17 protein-coding genes are annotated in these 18,878 nt (G+C 62.7%); 13 read left to right on the plus strand and 4 right to left on the minus strand.

From position 1 onward, the window contains the following. Positions 1 to 23: 23 nt before the first annotated feature. The 5 genes from ABIE49_RS06305 (at position 24) to ABIE49_RS06325 (ending at position 3,943) form a co-directional block, all read left to right on the plus strand. Entirely contained in the window at positions 24 to 587 is a 564-nt protein-coding gene (locus ABIE49_RS06305) for an HdeD family acid-resistance protein (protein ID WP_192734065.1), read from the plus strand. 13 nt (positions 588 to 600) lie between these two features. Beyond that, positions 601 to 810, plus strand: coding sequence for a hypothetical protein (locus tag ABIE49_RS06310; protein ID WP_192734066.1), 210 nt, complete (start codon positions 601 to 603; stop codon positions 808 to 810). A 95-nt stretch (positions 811 to 905) separates the two neighbouring features. Further along, positions 906 to 2,207, plus strand: coding sequence for a metal-dependent hydrolase family protein (locus ABIE49_RS06315; RefSeq protein WP_354067406.1), 1,302 nt, complete (start codon positions 906 to 908; stop codon positions 2,205 to 2,207). Positions 2,208 to 2,406: 199 nt separating this feature from the next. Next, a complete protein-coding gene (locus ABIE49_RS06320) occupies positions 2,407 to 3,165 on the plus strand; it encodes a proteasome-type protease (protein ID WP_192734068.1) in 759 nt (252 codons plus the stop codon). A gap of 13 nt (positions 3,166 to 3,178) precedes the next feature. After that, on the plus strand, positions 3,179 to 3,943 hold the full coding sequence (locus ABIE49_RS06325; RefSeq protein WP_192734069.1) for an SDR family oxidoreductase: 765 nt from the start codon (positions 3,179 to 3,181) through the stop codon (positions 3,941 to 3,943). Positions 3,944 to 4,109: 166 nt separating this feature from the next. Here the strand turns inward: ABIE49_RS06325 and ABIE49_RS06330 are convergent, their stop codons facing one another. Next, the gene (locus tag ABIE49_RS06330) at positions 4,110 to 5,333 is read right to left on the minus strand and encodes an MFS transporter (protein WP_192734070.1); all 1,224 of its coding nucleotides are present in this window, start codon (positions 5,331 to 5,333) and stop codon (positions 4,110 to 4,112) included. A 170-nt stretch (positions 5,334 to 5,503) separates the two neighbouring features. On the opposite strand from ABIE49_RS06330, the gene ABIE49_RS06335 reads away from it, so the two are divergent. Continuing rightward, complete coding sequence (locus tag ABIE49_RS06335) at positions 5,504 to 6,754, plus strand: NupC/NupG family nucleoside CNT transporter (RefSeq protein WP_192734071.1); 1,251 nt, start codon at positions 5,504 to 5,506, stop codon at positions 6,752 to 6,754. Between the two features lie 158 nt (positions 6,755 to 6,912). Further along, a complete protein-coding gene (locus tag ABIE49_RS06340) occupies positions 6,913 to 7,671 on the plus strand; it encodes a phosphatase PAP2-related protein (RefSeq protein WP_192734072.1) in 759 nt (252 codons plus the stop codon). 91 nt (positions 7,672 to 7,762) lie between these two features. Here ABIE49_RS06340 and ABIE49_RS06345 read toward each other — a convergent pair whose 3' ends face one another. Beyond that, complete coding sequence (locus ABIE49_RS06345; protein WP_192734073.1) at positions 7,763 to 8,830, minus strand: glycosyltransferase family 4 protein; 1,068 nt, start codon at positions 8,828 to 8,830, stop codon at positions 7,763 to 7,765. 299 nt (positions 8,831 to 9,129) lie between these two features. Here ABIE49_RS06345 and ABIE49_RS06350 point away from each other — a divergent pair, with 299 nt between their 5' ends. From ABIE49_RS06350 to ABIE49_RS06365, 4 genes are all read left to right on the plus strand, one after another. Then, the gene (locus ABIE49_RS06350; protein WP_192734074.1) at positions 9,130 to 10,893 is read left to right on the plus strand and encodes an ABC transporter ATP-binding protein; all 1,764 of its coding nucleotides are present in this window, start codon (positions 9,130 to 9,132) and stop codon (positions 10,891 to 10,893) included. A 188-nt stretch (positions 10,894 to 11,081) separates the two neighbouring features. Then, a complete protein-coding gene (locus ABIE49_RS06355; protein ID WP_192734075.1) occupies positions 11,082 to 13,283 on the plus strand; it encodes an amylo-alpha-1,6-glucosidase in 2,202 nt (733 codons plus the stop codon). 88 nt (positions 13,284 to 13,371) lie between these two features. Beyond that, the gene (locus ABIE49_RS06360) at positions 13,372 to 13,884 is read left to right on the plus strand and encodes a PRC-barrel domain-containing protein (RefSeq protein WP_192734076.1); all 513 of its coding nucleotides are present in this window, start codon (positions 13,372 to 13,374) and stop codon (positions 13,882 to 13,884) included. Positions 13,885 to 13,980: 96 nt separating this feature from the next. Next, complete coding sequence (locus ABIE49_RS06365; protein ID WP_192734272.1) at positions 13,981 to 15,237, plus strand: MFS transporter; 1,257 nt, start codon at positions 13,981 to 13,983, stop codon at positions 15,235 to 15,237. Between the two features lie 139 nt (positions 15,238 to 15,376). Here the strand turns inward: ABIE49_RS06365 and ABIE49_RS06370 are convergent, their stop codons facing one another. Next, positions 15,377 to 15,952, minus strand: coding sequence for a cupin domain-containing protein (locus ABIE49_RS06370; RefSeq protein WP_192734077.1), 576 nt, complete (start codon positions 15,950 to 15,952; stop codon positions 15,377 to 15,379). Between the two features lie 151 nt (positions 15,953 to 16,103). Continuing rightward, positions 16,104 to 16,391, minus strand: coding sequence for an usg protein (locus ABIE49_RS06375; protein ID WP_192734078.1), 288 nt, complete (start codon positions 16,389 to 16,391; stop codon positions 16,104 to 16,106). Positions 16,392 to 16,769: 378 nt separating this feature from the next. On the opposite strand from ABIE49_RS06375, the gene ABIE49_RS06380 reads away from it, so the two are divergent. After that, positions 16,770 to 17,087 (plus strand): co-chaperone GroES, encoded by a 318-nt coding sequence (locus ABIE49_RS06380; protein ID WP_027539690.1) that lies wholly within the window; start codon positions 16,770 to 16,772, stop codon positions 17,085 to 17,087. A gap of 91 nt (positions 17,088 to 17,178) precedes the next feature. Next, positions 17,179 to 18,825: a chaperonin GroEL gene (gene groL / locus ABIE49_RS06385; protein ID WP_192734079.1), complete on the plus strand. Its 1,647-nt coding sequence runs from the start codon at positions 17,179 to 17,181 to the stop codon at positions 18,823 to 18,825. The last annotated feature ends 53 nt before the right edge of the window (positions 18,826 to 18,878 follow it).

Here is an 18,878-nt window from a genome sequence, read left to right on the forward strand (position 1 = left end):
GGCTCCGAACCGAGGAGGGCAACATGACCACTTACGACGGTAGTACACGTCTGCGCGCCGATGGTTTGTCCGCGCCACCATTTTGGATCTGCGTCCTCCTCGGACTGGTGATGATCGCCGCGGGAATCCTGGTGTTGGGTGACGTCGTGCTCGTGACCGTTATCAGCACGATGTTCATCGGCTGGATCTCGATCATCGCGGGCGCCTTCGAAGTGATTCACGCGTTCTGGACCAAGGGATGGGGCGGCTTCGTATGGCAGGTGCTGCTGGGCATCCTGTACATCGCCTTCGGCGCCGTGCTGGTGAGCCAGCCCGTCGCCAGCGCCTTGATCCTCACCTATGTCCTCGGCCTGCTGCTGCTGATATCCGGCATCGTTCGTATCCTGGTGGGCTTCGGCCACTGGAAAGACGCGGGCTGGATCATGCTGCTGTCCGGCGCCTTCGGCGTTCTGGCCGGCCTCGTCATTTTGACGGGATTCCCGGTGACGGGTCTCTGGGTGCTTGGATTTGTCCTTGGCGTCGACCTGATATCTCACGGCATCGCGTGGCTGGCATATGCGTGGTGGCCGTCGGCGAAAACGGCATAAGGGAGTGGTCGCTATGGTTGCACGTGCTGACGAAGGATCGGTTTTTCTCGCGAAAAAGCTCGGCGGTCTGCTTCTGATCGTCCTGGGATGCGTGTTGCTGGTCGCAGGCATGAACCTCGAGTCAACGGCATTATCGTTTCTTGGCGTCCTGTCCCTGATTGCCGGCGTGATCTTCTGGGTTCTCAAGATCATCAGGCGCAATGAGAACGGTCAGACCAGATAACCAGATCAGATAACGGGGGACACGCGACGATGAGAATGTCTTGCTTGAGAATATTGCCCGGCGGTTCCGTGCTGGCAGTTCTGGCTGCAATCGGAATGAGCTTCTCCGCCCCGCCCTCAGCGCAGGCCCAGCAAGCTGCATTATTTCAGAACGTCAGGATCTTCGACGGAAAGAGCGGCGCGCTTTCAGCGCCGTCCAACGTCCTGATCCGAGGCAACACGATAGAGAAGATTTCGACGGCCTCGATCGCGGTCGATGCTCAAACCGCAACGATCAATGGTGCCGGCCGCGTCCTGATGCCGGGCCTGATCGATGCGCATTGGCACGCGATGCTGATCCGCACGAACCCGGTAGAGGCGTTCGGTGATGTCGGCTTCAACAATCTGGTAGCTGGCGACGAAGCGACAGACACGTTGATGCGCGGCTTCACCACCATTCGCGACGTGGGCGGGCCGGTGTTTGGTCTCAAACGCGCCATCGATGAAGGGATCGTCAAGGGCCCGCGTATCTATCCGTCCGGCGCCATGATCACTGTCACGAGCGGGCATGGGGATTTCCGGCAGCTGACTGATTTGCCGCGGACGATCGGCGGCATGCTTACCCGCATGGAGCAGATCGGCGGCGCCATCGTTGCTGATAGCCCTGACGAGGTGCGCGTGCGCGTACGCGAACAGCTCATGCAGGGCGCCTCACAAGTCAAGTTGACGGCGGGCGGCGGAGTGTCGTCCCCCTTCAGTCCGATCGACGTCAGCACCTTCACGGAGGCCGAAATGCGCGCCGCGGTCGAAGCGGCCGAGAATTGGGGGACCTACGTCGCCGCGCATGCCTTTACGCCGGCTGCGATCCGGAGCGCTATTGCGGCCGGCGCGAGGTGTATCGAGCACGGCTTCCTGATGGACGACGCAACCGCAAAACTGATCGCGGACAAGGGTGTTTGGCTGAGCATGCAGCCACTGCCGGAGGGAATGAGGCTGGGCCTTCCTGAGGGTTCTGTCCAGCGAGCCAAAGCGGAAGAGGTCTGGCCCGGGATAGCCCGCGCCTATGAGATGGCGAAGAAATACAAGATCAAGACCGCGTGGGGCACGGATGTGCTGTTCTCCCGCGAACTGGCGCAACAACAAGGGGCAATTCTGGCCTCGCTTACCCGTTGGTACACCCCTGCCGAAGCGCTCGTCATGGCGACATCGACAAACGCCGAACTGCTTGCCATGTCCGGGCTTCGCAATCCTTATCCCGGCAAGCTCGGCGTGGTGGAAGAAGGCGCGCTGGCCGACCTGCTGCTGGTGGATGGCAACCCCGTCGATAACATCAAGCTGATCGAAGACCCGGCAAAGAATTTCGTCGTCATCATGAAGGACGGGAAAATCTACAAGAACCTCCTTGTCGGTGGCAAATAGAACGACGGAGGCGTGTCGTAGGGTTCGGTTCGCAGCACGATCAAGCGCCGATCGAGCCCTCATTCCGCGCAGCCACCCTTTCAATGCGTCTTTTTACCCATCCAGCGCATGCCACGGCCTGGGGAATTGGGGTTGGATGCCCCCGAAAAATTGGCTACTAGTGCCCCGCCGGTAATTCGGACGGTTTCGGGGACGTGGAATGACCTATTGTTGCGGAGTGCTGGTACGGGACGGTCTGGTCATGATCGCGGATACCCGCACCAATGCCGGCCTCGACAACGTCTCGACCTTTCGCAAGCTGCACATTTTCTCAAAGCCGGGCGAGCGGATCATGGCGATCGCCAGCGCCGGCAATTTGGCGATCAGCCAGTCGGTGCTGTCCACCTTGACCGAGGGCATCGAGGACCCGCATAGCGGCGAGGTCGAAACCCTGATGAATGCGCCGACCATGTTCCAGGCGGCCCAGCGCATCGGGCGCGCCATCCGCAGCGTCCACGCCACCGAGGGCGACGCGCTGCGCTCGGAAGACGTCAGTTTCGACGTCTCGTTCCTGTTCGGCGGCCAGATCAAGGGCTCGCGGATGCGGCTGTTCATGGTCTACACCGCCGGCAATTTCATCGAATGCACCACGGATACGCCCTACCTGCAGATCGGCGAGCACAAATACGGCAAGCCGGTGCTCGATCGCGCCATGCATTACGACGTCGAACTGTACGAGGCGCTGAAGACCAGTCTGATCTCGATGGATTCGACGATGCGCTCCAATCTCGGCGTCGGCCTGCCGATCGACGTGCTGGTGGTGCGCGCGGATGCCTGCGAGGCCGACCTCAATCACCGCATCGAGGCCGGCGAGCCCTATTTCCACGATCTGCGTTCGCGCTGGTCGGCGGCGTTGCGCGCGGCGCACCAGAATATTCCAAGACCACCCTACAAATCAGAAACAGAAACAAAGAAGTAAAGGCGAGGAAACAATGGCCGAAGCAACAAACAAGATCGCAGTCGTCACCGGTGCGGGCACCGGCGTCGGACGCGCGGCATCGCTGGCGCTGATGAATGCCGGCTTCACCGTGGTGCTCGCCGGGCGCCGCATGGAGATGCTGGAAGAGACCAAGAAGCTCGGCGACAATGTCGGCAAGAGCCTGTGCGTTTCCGCCGACATGACCAGCCCGGCCTCGATCGCCGCCCTGTTCGACAAGGTCAAGGAAACCTACGGCCGGCTCGACGTGCTGTTCAACAATGCCGGCATGGGCGCGCCGCCGGTGAACTTCGAGGACCTCAGCCTCGAGCAGTGGCAGGCGGTGGTGAACACCAACCTCACCGGCCCCTTCCTGTGCACCCAGCATGCCTTCCGCATCATGAAGGACCAGAACCCGCGCGGCGGCCGCATCATCAACAACGGCTCGATCTCGGCGCACGCGCCGCGGCCGTTCTCGTCGGCCTACACCTCGACCAAGCACGCCATCACGGGTCTCACCAAGGCCACCAACCTCGACGGCCGCATGTACGACATCGCAGTCGGCCAGGTCGACATCGGCAATGCCGCAACCCCGATGACCGACCGCATGGTCGCCGGCCCTGGCGTGATGCAGCCCGACGGCACGATGAAACACGAGCCGCGCATGGACGCAAAAGCGGTCGGCGACGCGGTGGCCTACATGGCGGGTCTGCCGCTCGACGCCAACGTGCTGTTCATGACGGTCATGGCAACCAAGATGCCGTTCGTCGGGCGGGGCTAGGCTCTCTCGTGCCCCGGACGCAGTGCGGCACGAAGTGCTGCACTGCTGAGCCGGGGCCCATGACGCGGTGGGTCCCGGCTCTGCGGAGCCATAGCGTGTCGAAGACGCGCGTAAACGCGCTAATGTCACGCTGCACCGCGTCCGGGACACGTACCACTCGCCTCCCCTACTCCAACTTCTCCACATCCCGCAGCGTCGGAAACAGCTTCATCCACAATAGCGCGATCGCAATGGTGCCGACGCCGCCGAGCACGGCGGCCGGCATCGCGCCAAACAGTGCCGCGGTAACGCCGCTCTCGAACTGGCCTAGCTGGTTTGAAGCATTGATGAACAGGAAATTGACAGCGCCGACCCGGCCGCGCATGTCGTCGGGCGTTGCGAGCTGCACCAGCGAGAAACGGATCACCACGCTGACGACGTCGGCGGCGCCGAGCACCACCAGCGCCAGCACCGACAGCCACATCCAGTACGACAGCGCAAACACCACCGTCGCCACCCCGAACACGATCACGGCCTGAAACATCCGTATTCCGACGCGGTGGTTGATGGTGTGGTGCGCGAGGAACGCAGTCATCAGCAGCGCGCCGATCGCGGGCGCGGCGCGCAGGATGCCGAGGCCGAGCGGGCCGGTCTGAAGGATATCGCGCGCATAGATCGGCAGCAGCGCCGTGGCGCCGCCGAGCAGCACCGCGAACAGATCGAGCGAGATCGTTCCCAGAATGGCCGGGTTGTTGCGGACGAATTTGACGCCGGCAAAGATATCGTCTGATGTCGCAACATCCCGCACCACGGCCGGCTGCGTCAGCCGGATCGCGCCCATGATTGCGGCCCCGAACAGGAAAAACGCGGCCATGACCCCGTAGGCCGCGCTTGGCACGAGGGCGTAAGCCAGCCCACCCAGCGCGGGACCGGCAATGGTGGCGATCTGCGCCGCGCCGCTCGAAACCGCGGTGGCGCGCTGCAGCGAGCCTTTCGGCGCGATCAGCGGCAGCAGCGCGGCCAATGCCGGGCTTTCGAAGGCCCCGGCTATGCCGAGCACAAAGGACGCAATGAATATCTGCGTCACGTTAAGAAAACCGGCATAGGCGCCCCAGGCCAAAAACAGCGCCGTCAGCCCCTCGGCGATCTGGCAGAGTTGCACCACCCGTTTGCGCTCGTAGCGGTCGGCGGCGTGGCCGGCCACGAACAGAAACAACGCGGTCGGCAGGAATTGAACCAGTCCAATCATGCCGAGATCGAAGGCGCTGCCGGTCATGTCGTAGACCTGCCAGCCGATGGCGACGGCCCCGATCTGGCTGGCGAAACGTGACAGGCTGCGCGACAGCAGAAACGACAGGAAGGATGGATGCCTGAGCAGATCGCCGGCGCCGACAGGCATCAGGGAAGACATGGTGAGGCCGGTATCCTGCTTTTCGAAGCGTGAGCCGTGCCCCGCTTGCATTGTTGTTGATTACGCCGTGAACGACCCTGGCCCCCCTGTCAATGCCCACGGGCTGTCAATGCCCGGCATTGCGCTTGCAAGTCCCCCGCTGCCATAATCGACCGGGGGACTTTGGGATCATGCTGCAACTGCAATCGGCTTTCGGCGTGCTGGCGTTGCTGGGAATCGCGTGGGCGCTCGGCGAGAACCGCCGCGCGGTGTCATGGCGGCAGATGGCGGTCGGGCTTGCGGTTACCGTGGCCACCGCGCTGGTGCTGCTCAAGCTGCCGCTGGTCGCAAAGGCGTTCAGCGCTATCAATGACGCGGTCAATACCATCGCGGCGGCGTCCCGCGCCGGCACCTCCTTCGTGTTCGGCTATCTCGGCGGCGGCACGCTGCCGTTCGACCTCAAGGCTCCCGGCGCCGATTTCATCCTGGCGTTCCAGGCGCTGCCGATCATCCTCGTCATGAGCGTCCTGACCACACTGCTGTTCTACTGGCGGGTGCTGCCGCCGATCGTGCGCGGCATGGCCTCGCTTTTGGAACGTACGCTCGGCGTCGGCGGCGCGGTCGGCCTTTCCGCCGCCGCCAACATCTTCCTCGGCATGGTCGAGGCGCCCCTGTTCATCCGCCCATACCTTGCGCAGCTCACCCGCAGCGAATTGTTCATGGTGATGACGGGCGGAATGGCGGGTATCGCCGGCACCGTGCTGGTGCTGTACGCCACGTTTCTGGCGCCATTGATCCCGGACGCGGCCGCGCATTTCGTCATTGCCTCGGTGCTCGGCGCACCCGCGGCGATCCTGATCAGCCTGATCATGGTGCCGGAAACTTCCGACAAGCGAACCGGCGGAATGCTGGCGAACACTGATACGGAAGTGAAGAGCACCATGGACGCGATCGTCAAGGGCACCACGTCCGGACTGGAGCTGCTGCTCAACATCATCGCGATGCTGCTGGTGCTGGTGGCGCTGGTCTATCTCGCCAACGCCATCCTCGGCCTGTTGCCCGAGATCGGCGGCGCCAGGATTTCGCTGCAGAGGCTGCTCGGCTATCTGATGGCGCCGGTGTGCTGGCTGCTGGGCCTGCCGTGGCCGCAGGCGATCACGGCGGGAAGCCTGATGGGCACCAAGACGGTGCTCAACGAGTTGATCGCCTATGTCGATCTATCGAAACTCGGTCCTGATGCGCTCGATCCGCGGTCGCGGCTGATTATGCTCTATGCGATGTGCGGCTTCGCCAACTTCGCCAGCCTCGGCATCATGATCGGCGGCCTCGGCACCATGGCGCCCGACCGCCGCGAAGAAATCAACGCGCTCGGGCTGAAGTCGATCGTGTCGGGTACGCTGGCCACCTGCCTGATGGGCGCGATCGTGGGGGTGATGAGCTAGCGGGCAGCGGCAAAAATCGACGAGGTGTGGCATAGTTCACATGCAGATACTTCGCCTCGCATTACGGTAACGCTGAAGTAAAGGATATCCAGCGGCCCGAGCGACGAAGCCCGCCGCACCTATCGTCGCCGACTACCGCGAACGGAGGCGCAGGGACAATGCAGGACACGATGCGGCTTTACCGCACGCTGTTTGGTACGCGCGCGTATGTCCGCTCGCTATGCGAAGGCGCCGCCTTCCTTTCTGCCAGCAGCATCGCGATCTTCGCCGCTGTCACCTATGCCACGGTCCATGCCAGCAACCACGTCACCGATTTTGTGCTGAGTCGCGTCGGGCCCTACAACGTCCGCTTTCTGTTCATCTACGGCACGTTCACGGCCTTCGTCATCACGGCGGGGCTGCTGGCCTGGCGGCCGAACCGGTTGCCGTTCGCGCTGAAGGCAACGGCGCTGTTCCTGGTGGTCCGCGCCGTCTTCGTGGCGCTCACCCACATGGCACCGTCGCCGATCGATCCGCAGCAGCCGGCGCCGTTCTTCAACTCGATTTTTTACGGCGGCGACTTGTTCTTTTCCGGCCATACCGGCCTGCCGTTCCTCGCCGCGCTTGCCTTCTGGCACATCCCGCCGTGGCGGACGTTCTATCTGGCGCTGACCGTGTTCTTCGGCTCCGTCGTGCTGCTGGGCCATTATCACTATTCGATTGATGTGGTCGCCGCATTGTTCATCACCCACGGCGTCTTTCAGATGTCGCGCTGGCTATTCGGCCGCGACTACGCGCTGTTTCGTTCCTCCGAGAACCATGCTGTGCCACGGCCCAGGCGGGGCGTTCGCAAGCGGGTCGAAAAATGGGTCGAGGAGCACAGCCCAAAGCGCCCGACATTGATCCCCGTCGACGGAACCGCGCGAGCGTCTGAATAGTTTCGTGTCGCACGCCGCCGGTGAAGACTCCGACGATGGCACAGGCCATCGTCGGAGACGTCAATGGGCGTCCTCACAGAAGCTGCCCTCTCTACTCCGCGCTGCTGACCAGTTTCATCCGCGGCTTCACCGCGTCGATCATGCCCTGATAGGTGTTGACATAATCGAGCGCCATTCGGCGAGCCGTAAAGCGCGTCTCGAAATGCGTGCGAATGGCCTGGCGATCAAGTTCCCCCAGCCGCCCGACATCGGCGACCGCGCTGATTTCATCCTCGACGATGAAGCCGGTCTTGCCGTCGTCGATGATTTCAGGAACCGATCCACGGTTGTAGGCGATCACGGGCGTGCCGCAGGCCATGGCCTCGATCATCACAAGGCCGAACGGCTCCGGCCAGTCGATCGGCAGCAGCAGCCCGATCGCCCCGCTCAGGAAATCGGCTTTCTCGTGGTCGCCGATTTCGCCAATAAATTCGATCAGCGGATTAGCCATCATCGGCTTGATGATCGCGTCGTAATATTCCTGGTCCGCGCGATCGACCTTCGCCGCAATCTTGAGCGGAATGCCGCAGCGAATCGCGATCCTGATCGCCCGGTCCACGCCCTTTTCCGGCGCGATACGGCCGAGGACGGCAAGATAGCTCGGTTTCACGGCTTGGGGCGTCAGCAACTTCTCCGGCAGGCCATGATAGATGGTGTTGATGAAGTTTGCTTTCGGCACCGGCCGCCGCTGCGCATTTGAGATCGAAACAAGCGGAATCTTCGAGAATGTCGCGAACACCGGCTGATGCTCGGGAAGATCCAGCCGGCCGTGCAGCGTGGTCACGAACGGCGTCGGCTGCCGCGCGAACAGCGAGAACGGATAGTAGTCGAGATGGAAGTGAAGAAAGTCGAATTCTTCATCGTCACATTTTTGCCGTACGCGCTCGAGCATCAGCATGTGAAGTGCGTTCGGATCCCGCACCGACCCGTCCAGCCTCAACGCCTTCGGCCATGTCGCGTCCAGTTTGCCGGAGGTTCGGGAATCGCCGCTGGCGAATAGCGTGACCTCGTGGCCCAGAGCGACCAGTTCCTCGGTCAGCCAATAGACGACGCGTTCGGTACCGCCATACAGCCTGGGCGGAACAGCCTCCGTCAACGGAGCAACCTGCGCGATGCGCATCCTAACAACCTCCTGATCTCTGACTCTGCTTTGAAAGCCCTCAGCCCCTCGTGGCGCGGCATCGCCAAGTCGGGAACGTTTACGCACCTGCGAAGTTCCAAGATGATGCGCACTTCGCGCACACTGTCGTCTTGCTCATGACATCACATGTGATCAGGCTCTTCGGACCGACCTTGCTGCGGAATTGTTGTGCAGATGAGGCGCTACCGCGTCCTCGGGATGATCCTCATCAAGACGGCTCTCGGCAATCGGCGATCCGCTAGGGATTCTCGTTTATCTCCAACAGGTTTAGCAGGCACATGGACAATCTTTCGGGATATGCAAATCGCCCTTTCCACTTTGTGATGCGCTATCTGCGTCAGCGGCGCCCGTCGCATCTGGTGATATTGGTCGCGGTTGTTGCAGCCGTTGCCTGCTCGGTCGGCACCCAATACGGCGTGAAGTATCTCGTCGACGCCCTCGCCGCCGGACCGGCGCATAGCGGCGGTGTATGGCTGGCATTCGTTTTTCTCATAGCGCTGATCGGTTCCGACGTTTTGTTGTGGCGGATTGCGAGCTGGACAGCGAGCTTCACGTTTGTCGGCGTCACCGGCGATTTGCGCCGCGACATGTTCCGCCATTTGACCGGGCACGCCCCGAGCTATTTCATCGACCGGCTCCCGGGCATGCTGACAAGCCGGATCACGGCCACCTCCAATGCCGTATTCACGGTGGAGAACATGTTCGTATGGAACGTGCTGCCGCCCTGCATCGCCACAATTGTGGCAATCGCGCTGATTGGAACTGTCAGCCTGCCGATGGCGGCCGGGATGATTGTGATCGCAAGCGTGGTCCTCATCGCCATGTTCCGGATCGCGGCCGCCGGCAAGCCGTTACATGACGACTACGCCGACAAGGCCGCCGCCGTTGACGGCGAAATGGTCGACGTCATCAACAACATGCCGCTGGTGCGGGCGTTCTGCGGGCTCGACCATGAGCACAACCGCTTCGACAACACCGTCGACCGCGAACTGACCGCGCGGGGCCGCAGCCTGCGCTATCTGGAAAAGCTTCGTCTCACCCATGCCGTGATCACGCTGGCATTGACGGTGGCCCTGTTGTACTGGGCGGTCACGCTGTGGCAGAGCGGCCAAGCCACGACCGGCGACGTGGTGCTGGTCTGCACGCTCGGCCTCTCCATCCTGCACGCGACCCGTGATTTGGCGGTAGCGCTTGTCGATGTCACCCAGCACACGGCCCGGCTCTCGGAGGCGATCGCAACGCTGCTGCAGCCGCATGAGCTGCGCGACCACCCCGAGGCCGAACCGCTGATCAAGAGCGGTGCGGCCATCGCCTTTGGGAATATCTCGTTCGGATATCCCGGCGGTGTCCAGGTGTTCGACAAATTCAACCTGAATCTCAAACCCGGACAGCGCGTCGGCCTGGTTGGCCAGTCCGGCGGCGGCAAATCCAGCCTGTTCGTGCTGTTGCAGCGCTTCTACGACGTCGACATAGGCAGTATCACCATCGACGGCCAGGATATCTCGCGCGTCACCCAGCAAAGCCTGCGCGAGGCGATCTCGGTGGTGCCGCAGGACATCTCGATGTTCCACCGCTCCATCATGGAGAACATCCGCTATGGCCGCCCAACGGCGACCGACGACGAGGTTTTGCGCGCGGCGATCGCGGCGCGCTGCGACTTCGTCGAAAATCTGCCCGACGGCCTTGCCACCATGGTCGGCGATCGCGGCGTCAAGCTCTCCGGCGGCCAGCGGCAACGCATCGCGATCGCGCGCGCGTTTCTGAAGGACGCGCCGATCCTGCTGCTCGACGAGGCAACTGCCGCGCTTGACGGCGAATCCGAAGAGGCCATCCGCGACGCGCTCGGCCGCCTGATGCGCGGCCGCACCGTGATCGCGATTGCGCATCGTCTCGCGACGCTGCGCAATTTTGACCGCGTCGTGATGCTCAAGGATGGCAAGGTCATCGAGGATGGTCCGCCGGACCGCCTGATGCGTGAAACCGGCCCGTACCGGCAGCTCGTAACCCAGGAAATGAACCGTCTCGCGATCCACGCAGCCTGAAATCGCGGCAACGAATGTAGAGCGCAGTCAGATCGGCGTCGCAGCGTGCGGAGCGGTATCCGCCAGAATGTTTCCAGCGAAGTGGATACCGGCTCGCGTCAAGAAAATGCGTCAAATCGAGGATCTGGAGCCCGTTCCGATTTAATCGGAACGGAAAAGGTTCTAGAGTTACATGACAGAGGTTACGCATGGCCACCAAAGCCAACGTCCAACGGGCGGACGCTCCGCTCGCGGAGCAGATCACGGAATCGCCGTTCTACATTCCCATGACTGGCCAGGCGGCACGGCCGCGCCGGACCCTCAAGCATGACGATACGTTCATCGTCCTCGACAGCCATGGCGACATCGGCGCCTCGGCGGGTGGACCCGATGGATTGTTCAATGCCGATACCCGCTATCTGGCGCGGCTCGAGCTCTTGCTGAACCAGACCCAGCCATTGCTGCTCGGCTCCAACCTGCGCGACGACAATTCCGCACTAACGATCGACCTCACCAATCCCGACATCTATGACGGCGACCGGATCGTCCTGCAAAAAGATCTGATCCACATCGTGCGCACCATCTTCCTGTGGCGTGGCACCGCCTATCAGCGGATCGCCGTCCAGAACCATGGCGACCGGGCGGCACACATCGACCTGACCTTTCTGTTCGACAATGATTTCGCCGATCTGTTCGAGGTGCGCGGCGCCAGGCGCCCGCGCCGCGGCACCGGCACCAGCGAGCTGCTCAGCCCGGCCGATGTCAGGTTCGAATATCACGGCCTCGACGGCGAGGCGCGAACGACCAATCTGCATTTCGACCCGCGTCCGACCCTGCTTGCGGTGAACAGCGGCAGCTATCATTTCGCGCTCGAGCCGCAGCAGCTTACCTCGGTGTTCGTCGCGGTGACCTGCAACTATGCCGCGGAGCACCGGCCGGCGCCGTTCATGCATGGCCTGCTCGCGCATCGCCGCGAAATGCGCCGTTCGACCGCGGGCGCCGCCAGCGTCGAAACGTCGAACAGTATCTTCAATGAGGTGCTGTGTCAGTCGATGGCCGATCTCAACATGCTGATGACCGACACCGCGCATGGTCGCTATCCCTATGCCGGCATTCCCTGGTATTCGACCACGTTCGGCCGCGACGGCCTGATATCAGCGCTGCAGATGCTGTGGATCGACCCGCGCGTGGCCTGCGGCGTGCTCAAACGGCTGGCTGCCTATCAGGCCACGGCCGTTGATGCCTTGAACGATGCCGAACCCGGCAAGATCCTGCATGAAATGCGCGGCGGCGAAATGGCGGCGCTGCGCGAAGTGCCGTTCGCGCAATATTACGGCAGCGTCGATTCCACGCCGCTGTTCGTGCTGCTGGCGGGATTCTATTTCGAGCGCACCGGCGACGAGGACACGCTGCGCGAGCTGTGGCCTGCGATCGAGGCCGCGCTGGCCTGGATCGACGGGCCCGGCGACCCTGATCGTGACGGCTTTGTCGAGTATCAGCGCGCATCCGACCAGGGCCTCTCCAATCAGGGCTGGAAGGATTCCTTCGACGCGATCTTTCATGCCGACGGCCAGTTGGCCGAAGGCCACATCGCGCTGTGCGAGGTTCAGGGTTACGTTTTCGCCGGCAAACGGCTGGCGGCGCGTTGCGCGCGCCAGCTTGGCTTTGCGGAGCAGGCGCGCAGGCTCGATGAGGAGGCAACGGAGCTTGCCGCGCGCTTTGAGGAGGCGTTCTGGTGTCCTGACATGGGCACCTACGCGCTCGCGCTCGATGGCGCCAAGCGGCCGTGCAAGGTGCGGACATCCAATGCCGGCCAGCTCTTGTTCACGGGCATCATTGGCGAGGACCGAGCGCGCATGGTCGCCGCCGACCTGATGCGGCCGCGCTTCTTCACCGGCTGGGGCATTCGCACCGTGGCATCAGGCGAGTCCCGCTACAATCCGATGTCCTACCACAACGGCTCGATCTGGCCGCACGACAACGCGCTGATCGCGCTGGGCCTTGCACGCTATGGCCTGAAACATTCCGTCGAACATCTGTTCAAGGGGTTGTTCGGCGCGGCGAGTTACATGGACCTCAGGCGGCTGCCGGAACTGTTCTGCGGCTTTCACCGCGAGCGGCGGTTTGGCCCGACGCTCTATCCCGTGGCGTGCTCGCCGCAGGCATGGGCGAGCGCGACGCCGTTCACACTGCTGGAAGCTTCGCTGGGCCTGGAATTCGATGCGCGGGCCGGCGAAATCCGCCTGCGGAATCCGCGTCTGCCGGAATTCCTGAACGAAGTCGTGCTGCGTGACTTGCGGCTTGGCGATTCCAGCGTCGATCTTCGCCTGCGCCGTCACGGCGACGACGTATCGCTCGAAATGATGCGGACGCGCGGCCGGGTTCAGGTCTCGATCGTGTTGTCGCGCTGACGGCGATCGTATCGGCGGAAATGATGGCGAAACCGGCTTTGGCCGGTTCGTCACCTCTGCGCAACCGTGAAGGGTTTCAGGAGACCGCATGCGTTCAGGGCAAAAGATCACGGCAGCCGTTCTGGTGTGGAGCGCGATATCCCTCGGCGCACTGGCGGTCGCGCAGGAACCAGACAAGGGCCCGCCTGCCCCCGCCACGCCAAGTCCGGCGGCAAAGAGCTCGCCGGATGCGCCGAAAGAACCGGTGCCCCCGCCTTCCGTCACGGTCATCCGCGCGGCGGACGCACGCGGGATTCTCGGGCGCGATGTCCGCAGCACGGCCGGCGAGAACATGGGGCGCATCGTCGACGTGATCGTCGATCGCTCCGGAACCGTGCGCGCCGCCGTGATCGATTTCGGCGGCTTTCTCGGCGTCGGCAGCCGAAAGATCGTCGTCGACTGGAACGCACTCCACTTCGGACAGGTTACCAACAAGAAGGAAAGCATGACGCTCGAATTGACGTTGGAACAGGTCAAGGCCGCGCCCGAATACAAGGAAGATACGCCGATCGTGGTGCTTGGCGCCACCGGCAGTCTGCAGCCGCTGCAATTCGACCACTGACGGAGGAGGAGAATTCCACTGTCCGCGCGCCCGAACCCATATCCCAAGGGTCCTGCCAGGGATGATCCTGCCGATGAGACGCGGGGCGCGCCGTCCATCGATGAGCGCGGCGACACGTCACCGCCGCCGGCATCGCCCGAGCCGCACCCTTCGGCGCAAAGCCAGCGCGGCCTCGACTGGTTCATCTTCTTTCTCGCTGACGTCCAGACCGGCTTTGGTCCGTTCGTCGCGGTGTACCTCACGACGCAGAAATGGACCCAGGTCGAGATTGGGCTGGTGCTGTCGATCGGCGGCATCGTCGGGCTGATCGGCCAGATGCCGGGCGGCGCTATCATCGACGCTGCCCGGAGAGAAAGGCTGGTCGCTGGTTTCGCGGTCGCAGCGATTGGGGTCGCAGCATTGGCTTATGCGGCATGGCCGATCTTTCCCGTCATCGCGGCGGCGGCGACATTGCACGCCATGGCGAGTTGCGTGCTCGGCCCGGCGATCGCCGCGATCAGCCTTGGATTGGTCGGACCGACCGCGATCGGCGAACGGCTCGGGCGCAATGCCCGGTTCGCGTCAATTGGCAACGGCGTCGCCGCGGCGCTGATGGGGGCCTGCGGCTATTTCATCTCCAGCCGCTCGGTGTTTCTCGCCACCTTCGTTCTGGTGATCTTCACCATCATAGCGCTATCCCGGATCAAAGATCGCGAAATCGATCCGGAACAGGCCCATGGCGCGATCGTCCGCGCCAAGCCGGACCCCGAAGCCACCAGCGTGCTGCATCTGCTGCGCCAGCGCCCGCTCCTGATCTTTGCCGGCGCCGTGATGTTGCTGCAGCTCGCCAACGCCGCGATGCTGCCCTTGATGGCGGGCATCGTGACGACGCGTTCGACCCAGTGGGCTCCGGTGCTGATTGCGGCGTGCATCATCCTGCCGCAAGCGATCGTGGCGCTGAGTTCGCCCTCGGTCGGCCGCAAGGCGCAGCAATGGGGCCGCCGGCCGCTGCTGCTGGTCGGCTTCACCGCGCTCGCCATCCGCGGCGTGCTGTTCGCAACCGTCACCGATCCCTACGCGCTGGTGGCCGTGCAATTCTTTGACGGCGTGACCGCCGCTGTGTTCGGCGTTCTCATCCCGTTGACCGTCGCCGACATCGCCTTCGGCAGCGGCCATTTCAACCTCGCCCAGGGCGTGGTGGGGACGGCGGTCGGCATCGGCGCTTCCTGCAGCAATATCCTGGCAGGCTATGTCAGCGACCATTTCGGCCACAGCACGGCCTTCCTCGGCCTGTCCGCCATTGCCTGCGTCGGGCTTTGTCTGATTGCGTTTGTGATGCCGGAAACGAAGCCGCCCCGTCATGCCCGGGCATAGCCGTCTGAAGGACGGCGTCGCTTACGCTCGCCTACGCCCCGGGCATCCACGACTTACTTCCTTTGGGTGAGACAAGACGTAGATGGCCGGGACTACAAGCCCGGCCATGACGAACACTAACATTCGCGCTCGCGCGGATTTACGACGATAACTCCACCGTCTTGAACTCCGCCGGCAAAATCACTTCCAGCAATTCGACGTCGTCGGAATAGTCCAGGATCAGGTGCCGGATGCGCGGCGGCTGGGTCCAGCAGCCGCCCTCCTTCATCAAGGTCTCGCCCTGGCCTTCCATGTAGGTCTTCACCCAGCCCTTGAGCACATAGACCATCTGGAATTCGACGTCGTGGTAATGCAGCTTTGAAACTTCCTCCGGATTGCAGGGTCCGATCAGCCGGATCACATGCGCCTGCGCCAGGCCATGGGTCGCCGCGGCAATGCCGAGATCGCGGTACTGTGCATAGGTGCGCAGGCCGTCGGCCTTGAAATCCTCTTCACGGTGATGGCTGATGGCGATGCGCTGTTTCGGCCGCGCCTTCGGCTTTGCTACGGCCTTGGCCGTTGGCTCGGCTGCCGCCTTCGATTTGGCCGTGGCGCCGCGGCCTTTTGATGCGATGGTCTTGCGGGCTGAGGATTTGGCTGCCGTGCCGAGGCCCGTCCATTTCTTCTTCACCGCGGTTTTGGCTGCGGCTTTCGATGTCGCTTTTTGTTTGGCCATTAGTGCCCTCCCGTTTGTTTGATGGCGGGAGGCTAACACAAAATGAAATTCGTAGGGTGGGCAAAGGCGCGCTTGCGCCGTGCCCACCATCTTCATCGAGCAAGGAATGGTGGGCACGCTTGCGCTTTGCCCACCCTACAAATCTCTCCGCTCAATGCAGCCTGAACACGCCGTCCACGGCGCGAAGCTCGGCCGGCTTGATCAGCTTGGAATGCGCAACCGTGACCGAGTACAGCGGGCCGTCGAGCTTTTCCTGCCAGAAGGCGAGAAAATCTTTCAGCGCCGGAAATTTCGGAAACAGATCGTAGTTCTGCCAGACGTAGGTTTGCAGCAGCGAGGGATGATCCGGCAACCGATAGAGAATTTCCGCCGTCGTCAGCCCATAACCCAGCACCTGCTTCCGGAAATCGTCGGAAACAACCCCAACCCGCGAGACCATGCCAACCTCCATTGTAGGAAGCGCATTTCACGTGGGTGGCCACACCGAGCCACCCCGGCGGAGATGCGCTCACATGAGAGAAATGTGACGCACGATACCAACCCATCACAAGCCTAAATGTTTAATGATCTGTTGAAAATTCATGCGTTAGCAGCAGCTTACCGCACCTGCTAATACGGGGTCGCAAGCCGTTTACCCTGATTAATCATGATGAATGAAATTGGCAGGCGTCATATTTGAGTGCCAATTTTTCTGCTAGAAGCCCTTGTCCCCCGAACAAGACTGGCTTAAATCAGCCGCAGCCGAGCTAGCACTCGCCTGCTCGGACTGCCAAAATCCCAGAATTCGACAACAGTTGCAAAAACTTAGGAGGACTGCATGAAATTCCGTCCGCTTCACGACCGCGTCGTGGTCAAGCGCATCGACGCCGAAGAGAAGACTGCTGGCGGCATCATCATTCCGGACAGTGCCAAGGAAAAGCCCTCCCAGGGCGAAATCACCGCCGTCGGCCCTGGTGGCCGTGACGAAGCTGGCAAGCTGATCCCGATCGACCTCAAGGTCGGCGACCGCGTCCTGTTCGGCAAGTGGTCCGGCACCGAGGTCAAGCTCGACGGCCAGGAACTGCTGATCATGAAGGAAAGCGACATCATGGGCGTCCTCACCGACGTTCCCGCGACCAAGAAGAAGGCCGCCTAAGCCAAACCCGCACACGCTCACCCCTGAGGAGCGCCTGCGCGGCGCTCCCCGACAAGGGTGAGACACCAAGTTCAACTCAGGGAAATCAAATATGTCAGCTAAAGAAGTCAAATTCGGCGTTGATGCCCGCGACCGCATGCTGCGCGGCGTCGACATTCTCGCCAACGCCGTAAAGGTCACGCTCGGCCCCAAGGGCCGCAACGTCGTGCTCGACAAGTCGTTCGGCGCTCCCCGCATCACCAAGGACGGCGTCACCGTCGCCAAGGAAATCGAACTCGAAGACAAGTTCGAGAACATGGGCGCGCAGATGGTGCGCGAAGTCGCTTCCAAGTCCGCTGATGCGGCCGGCGACGGCACCACCACCGCAACGGTTCTCGCCGCTGCGATCGTCCGTGAAGGCGCCAAGTCGGTTGCCGCCGGCATGAACCCGATGGATCTGAAGCGCGGTATCGACCTGGCGGTGGAAGCCGTGGTCGCCGACCTCGTCAAGAACTCCAAGAAGGTCACCTCGAACGAGGAAATCGCCCAGGTCGGCACCATCTCCGCCAACGGCGACGCCGAAATCGGCAAGTTCCTCGCCGACGCGATGAAGAAGGTCGGCAACGAGGGCGTCATCACGGTTGAAGAAGCCAAGTCACTCGAAACCGAACTCGACGTCGTCGAAGGCATGCAGTTCGACCGCGGCTACATCTCGCCCTACTTCGTCACCAACGCCGACAAGATGCGCGTTGAAATGGACGACGCCTACATCCTGATCAACGAGAAGAAGCTCTCCTCGCTGAACGAGCTGCTGCCGCTGCTCGAAGCCGTGGTGCAGACCGGCAAGCCGCTGGTCATCGTCGCGGAAGACGTCGAAGGCGAAGCTCTCGCTACCCTCGTCGTCAACCGTCTGCGTGGCGGCCTCAAGGTCGCTGCCGTCAAGGCTCCGGGCTTCGGCGATCGCCGCAAGGCCATGCTGCAGGACATCGCCGTTCTGACCGGTGGTCAGGCGATCTCGGAAGATCTCGGCATCAAGCTCGAGAACGTCACGCTGCAGATGCTCGGTCGCGCCAAGAAGGTGATGATCGACAAGGAAAACACCACCATCGTCAACGGCGCCGGCAAGAAGGCCGACATCGAGGCACGCGTGCAGCAGATCAAGGCGCAGATCGAGGAAACCACCTCGGACTACGACCGTGAGAAGCTGCAGGAGCGTCTGGCCAAGCTCGCAGGCGGCGTCGCGGTGATCCGCGTCGGCGGCGCGACCGAAGTCGAAGTCAAGGAGCGCAAGGATCGCGTGGATGACGCGATGCATGCGACCCGTGCGGCGGTTGAAGAAGGCATCGTCCCGGGCGGCGGCGTCGCCCTGCTGCGCGCCTCCGAGCAGCTCAAGCGCATCAAGACCGCGAACGACGACCAGAAGACCGGCGTCGAGATCGTGCGCAAGGCGCTGTCCGCGCCGGCCCGCCAGATCGCGATCAACGCTGGTGAAGACGGCTCGGTCATCGTCGGCAAGATCCTCGAGAAGGACCAGTACAACTACGGCTTCGACTCGCAGACCGGCGAATACGGCAACCTGGTCTCCAAGGGCATCATCGACCCGACCAAGGTGGTTCGTGCGGCGATCCAGAACGCAGCTTCGGTTGCGGCTCTGCTGATCACCACCGAAGCCATGATCGCCGAACTGCCGAAGAAGAACGCCGGCGGCGGCGCGGGCGGCATGCCCCCGGGCGGCGGCATGGGCGGCATGGACTTCTAAGTCCATCCATCCAGGCGAACGTCAAAGAATGCAAAACCCCGGCAGCGATGCCG

Source organism: Bradyrhizobium sp. OAE829, from assembly GCF_040546575.1.
Taxonomy (GTDB): domain Bacteria; phylum Pseudomonadota; class Alphaproteobacteria; order Rhizobiales; family Xanthobacteraceae; genus Bradyrhizobium.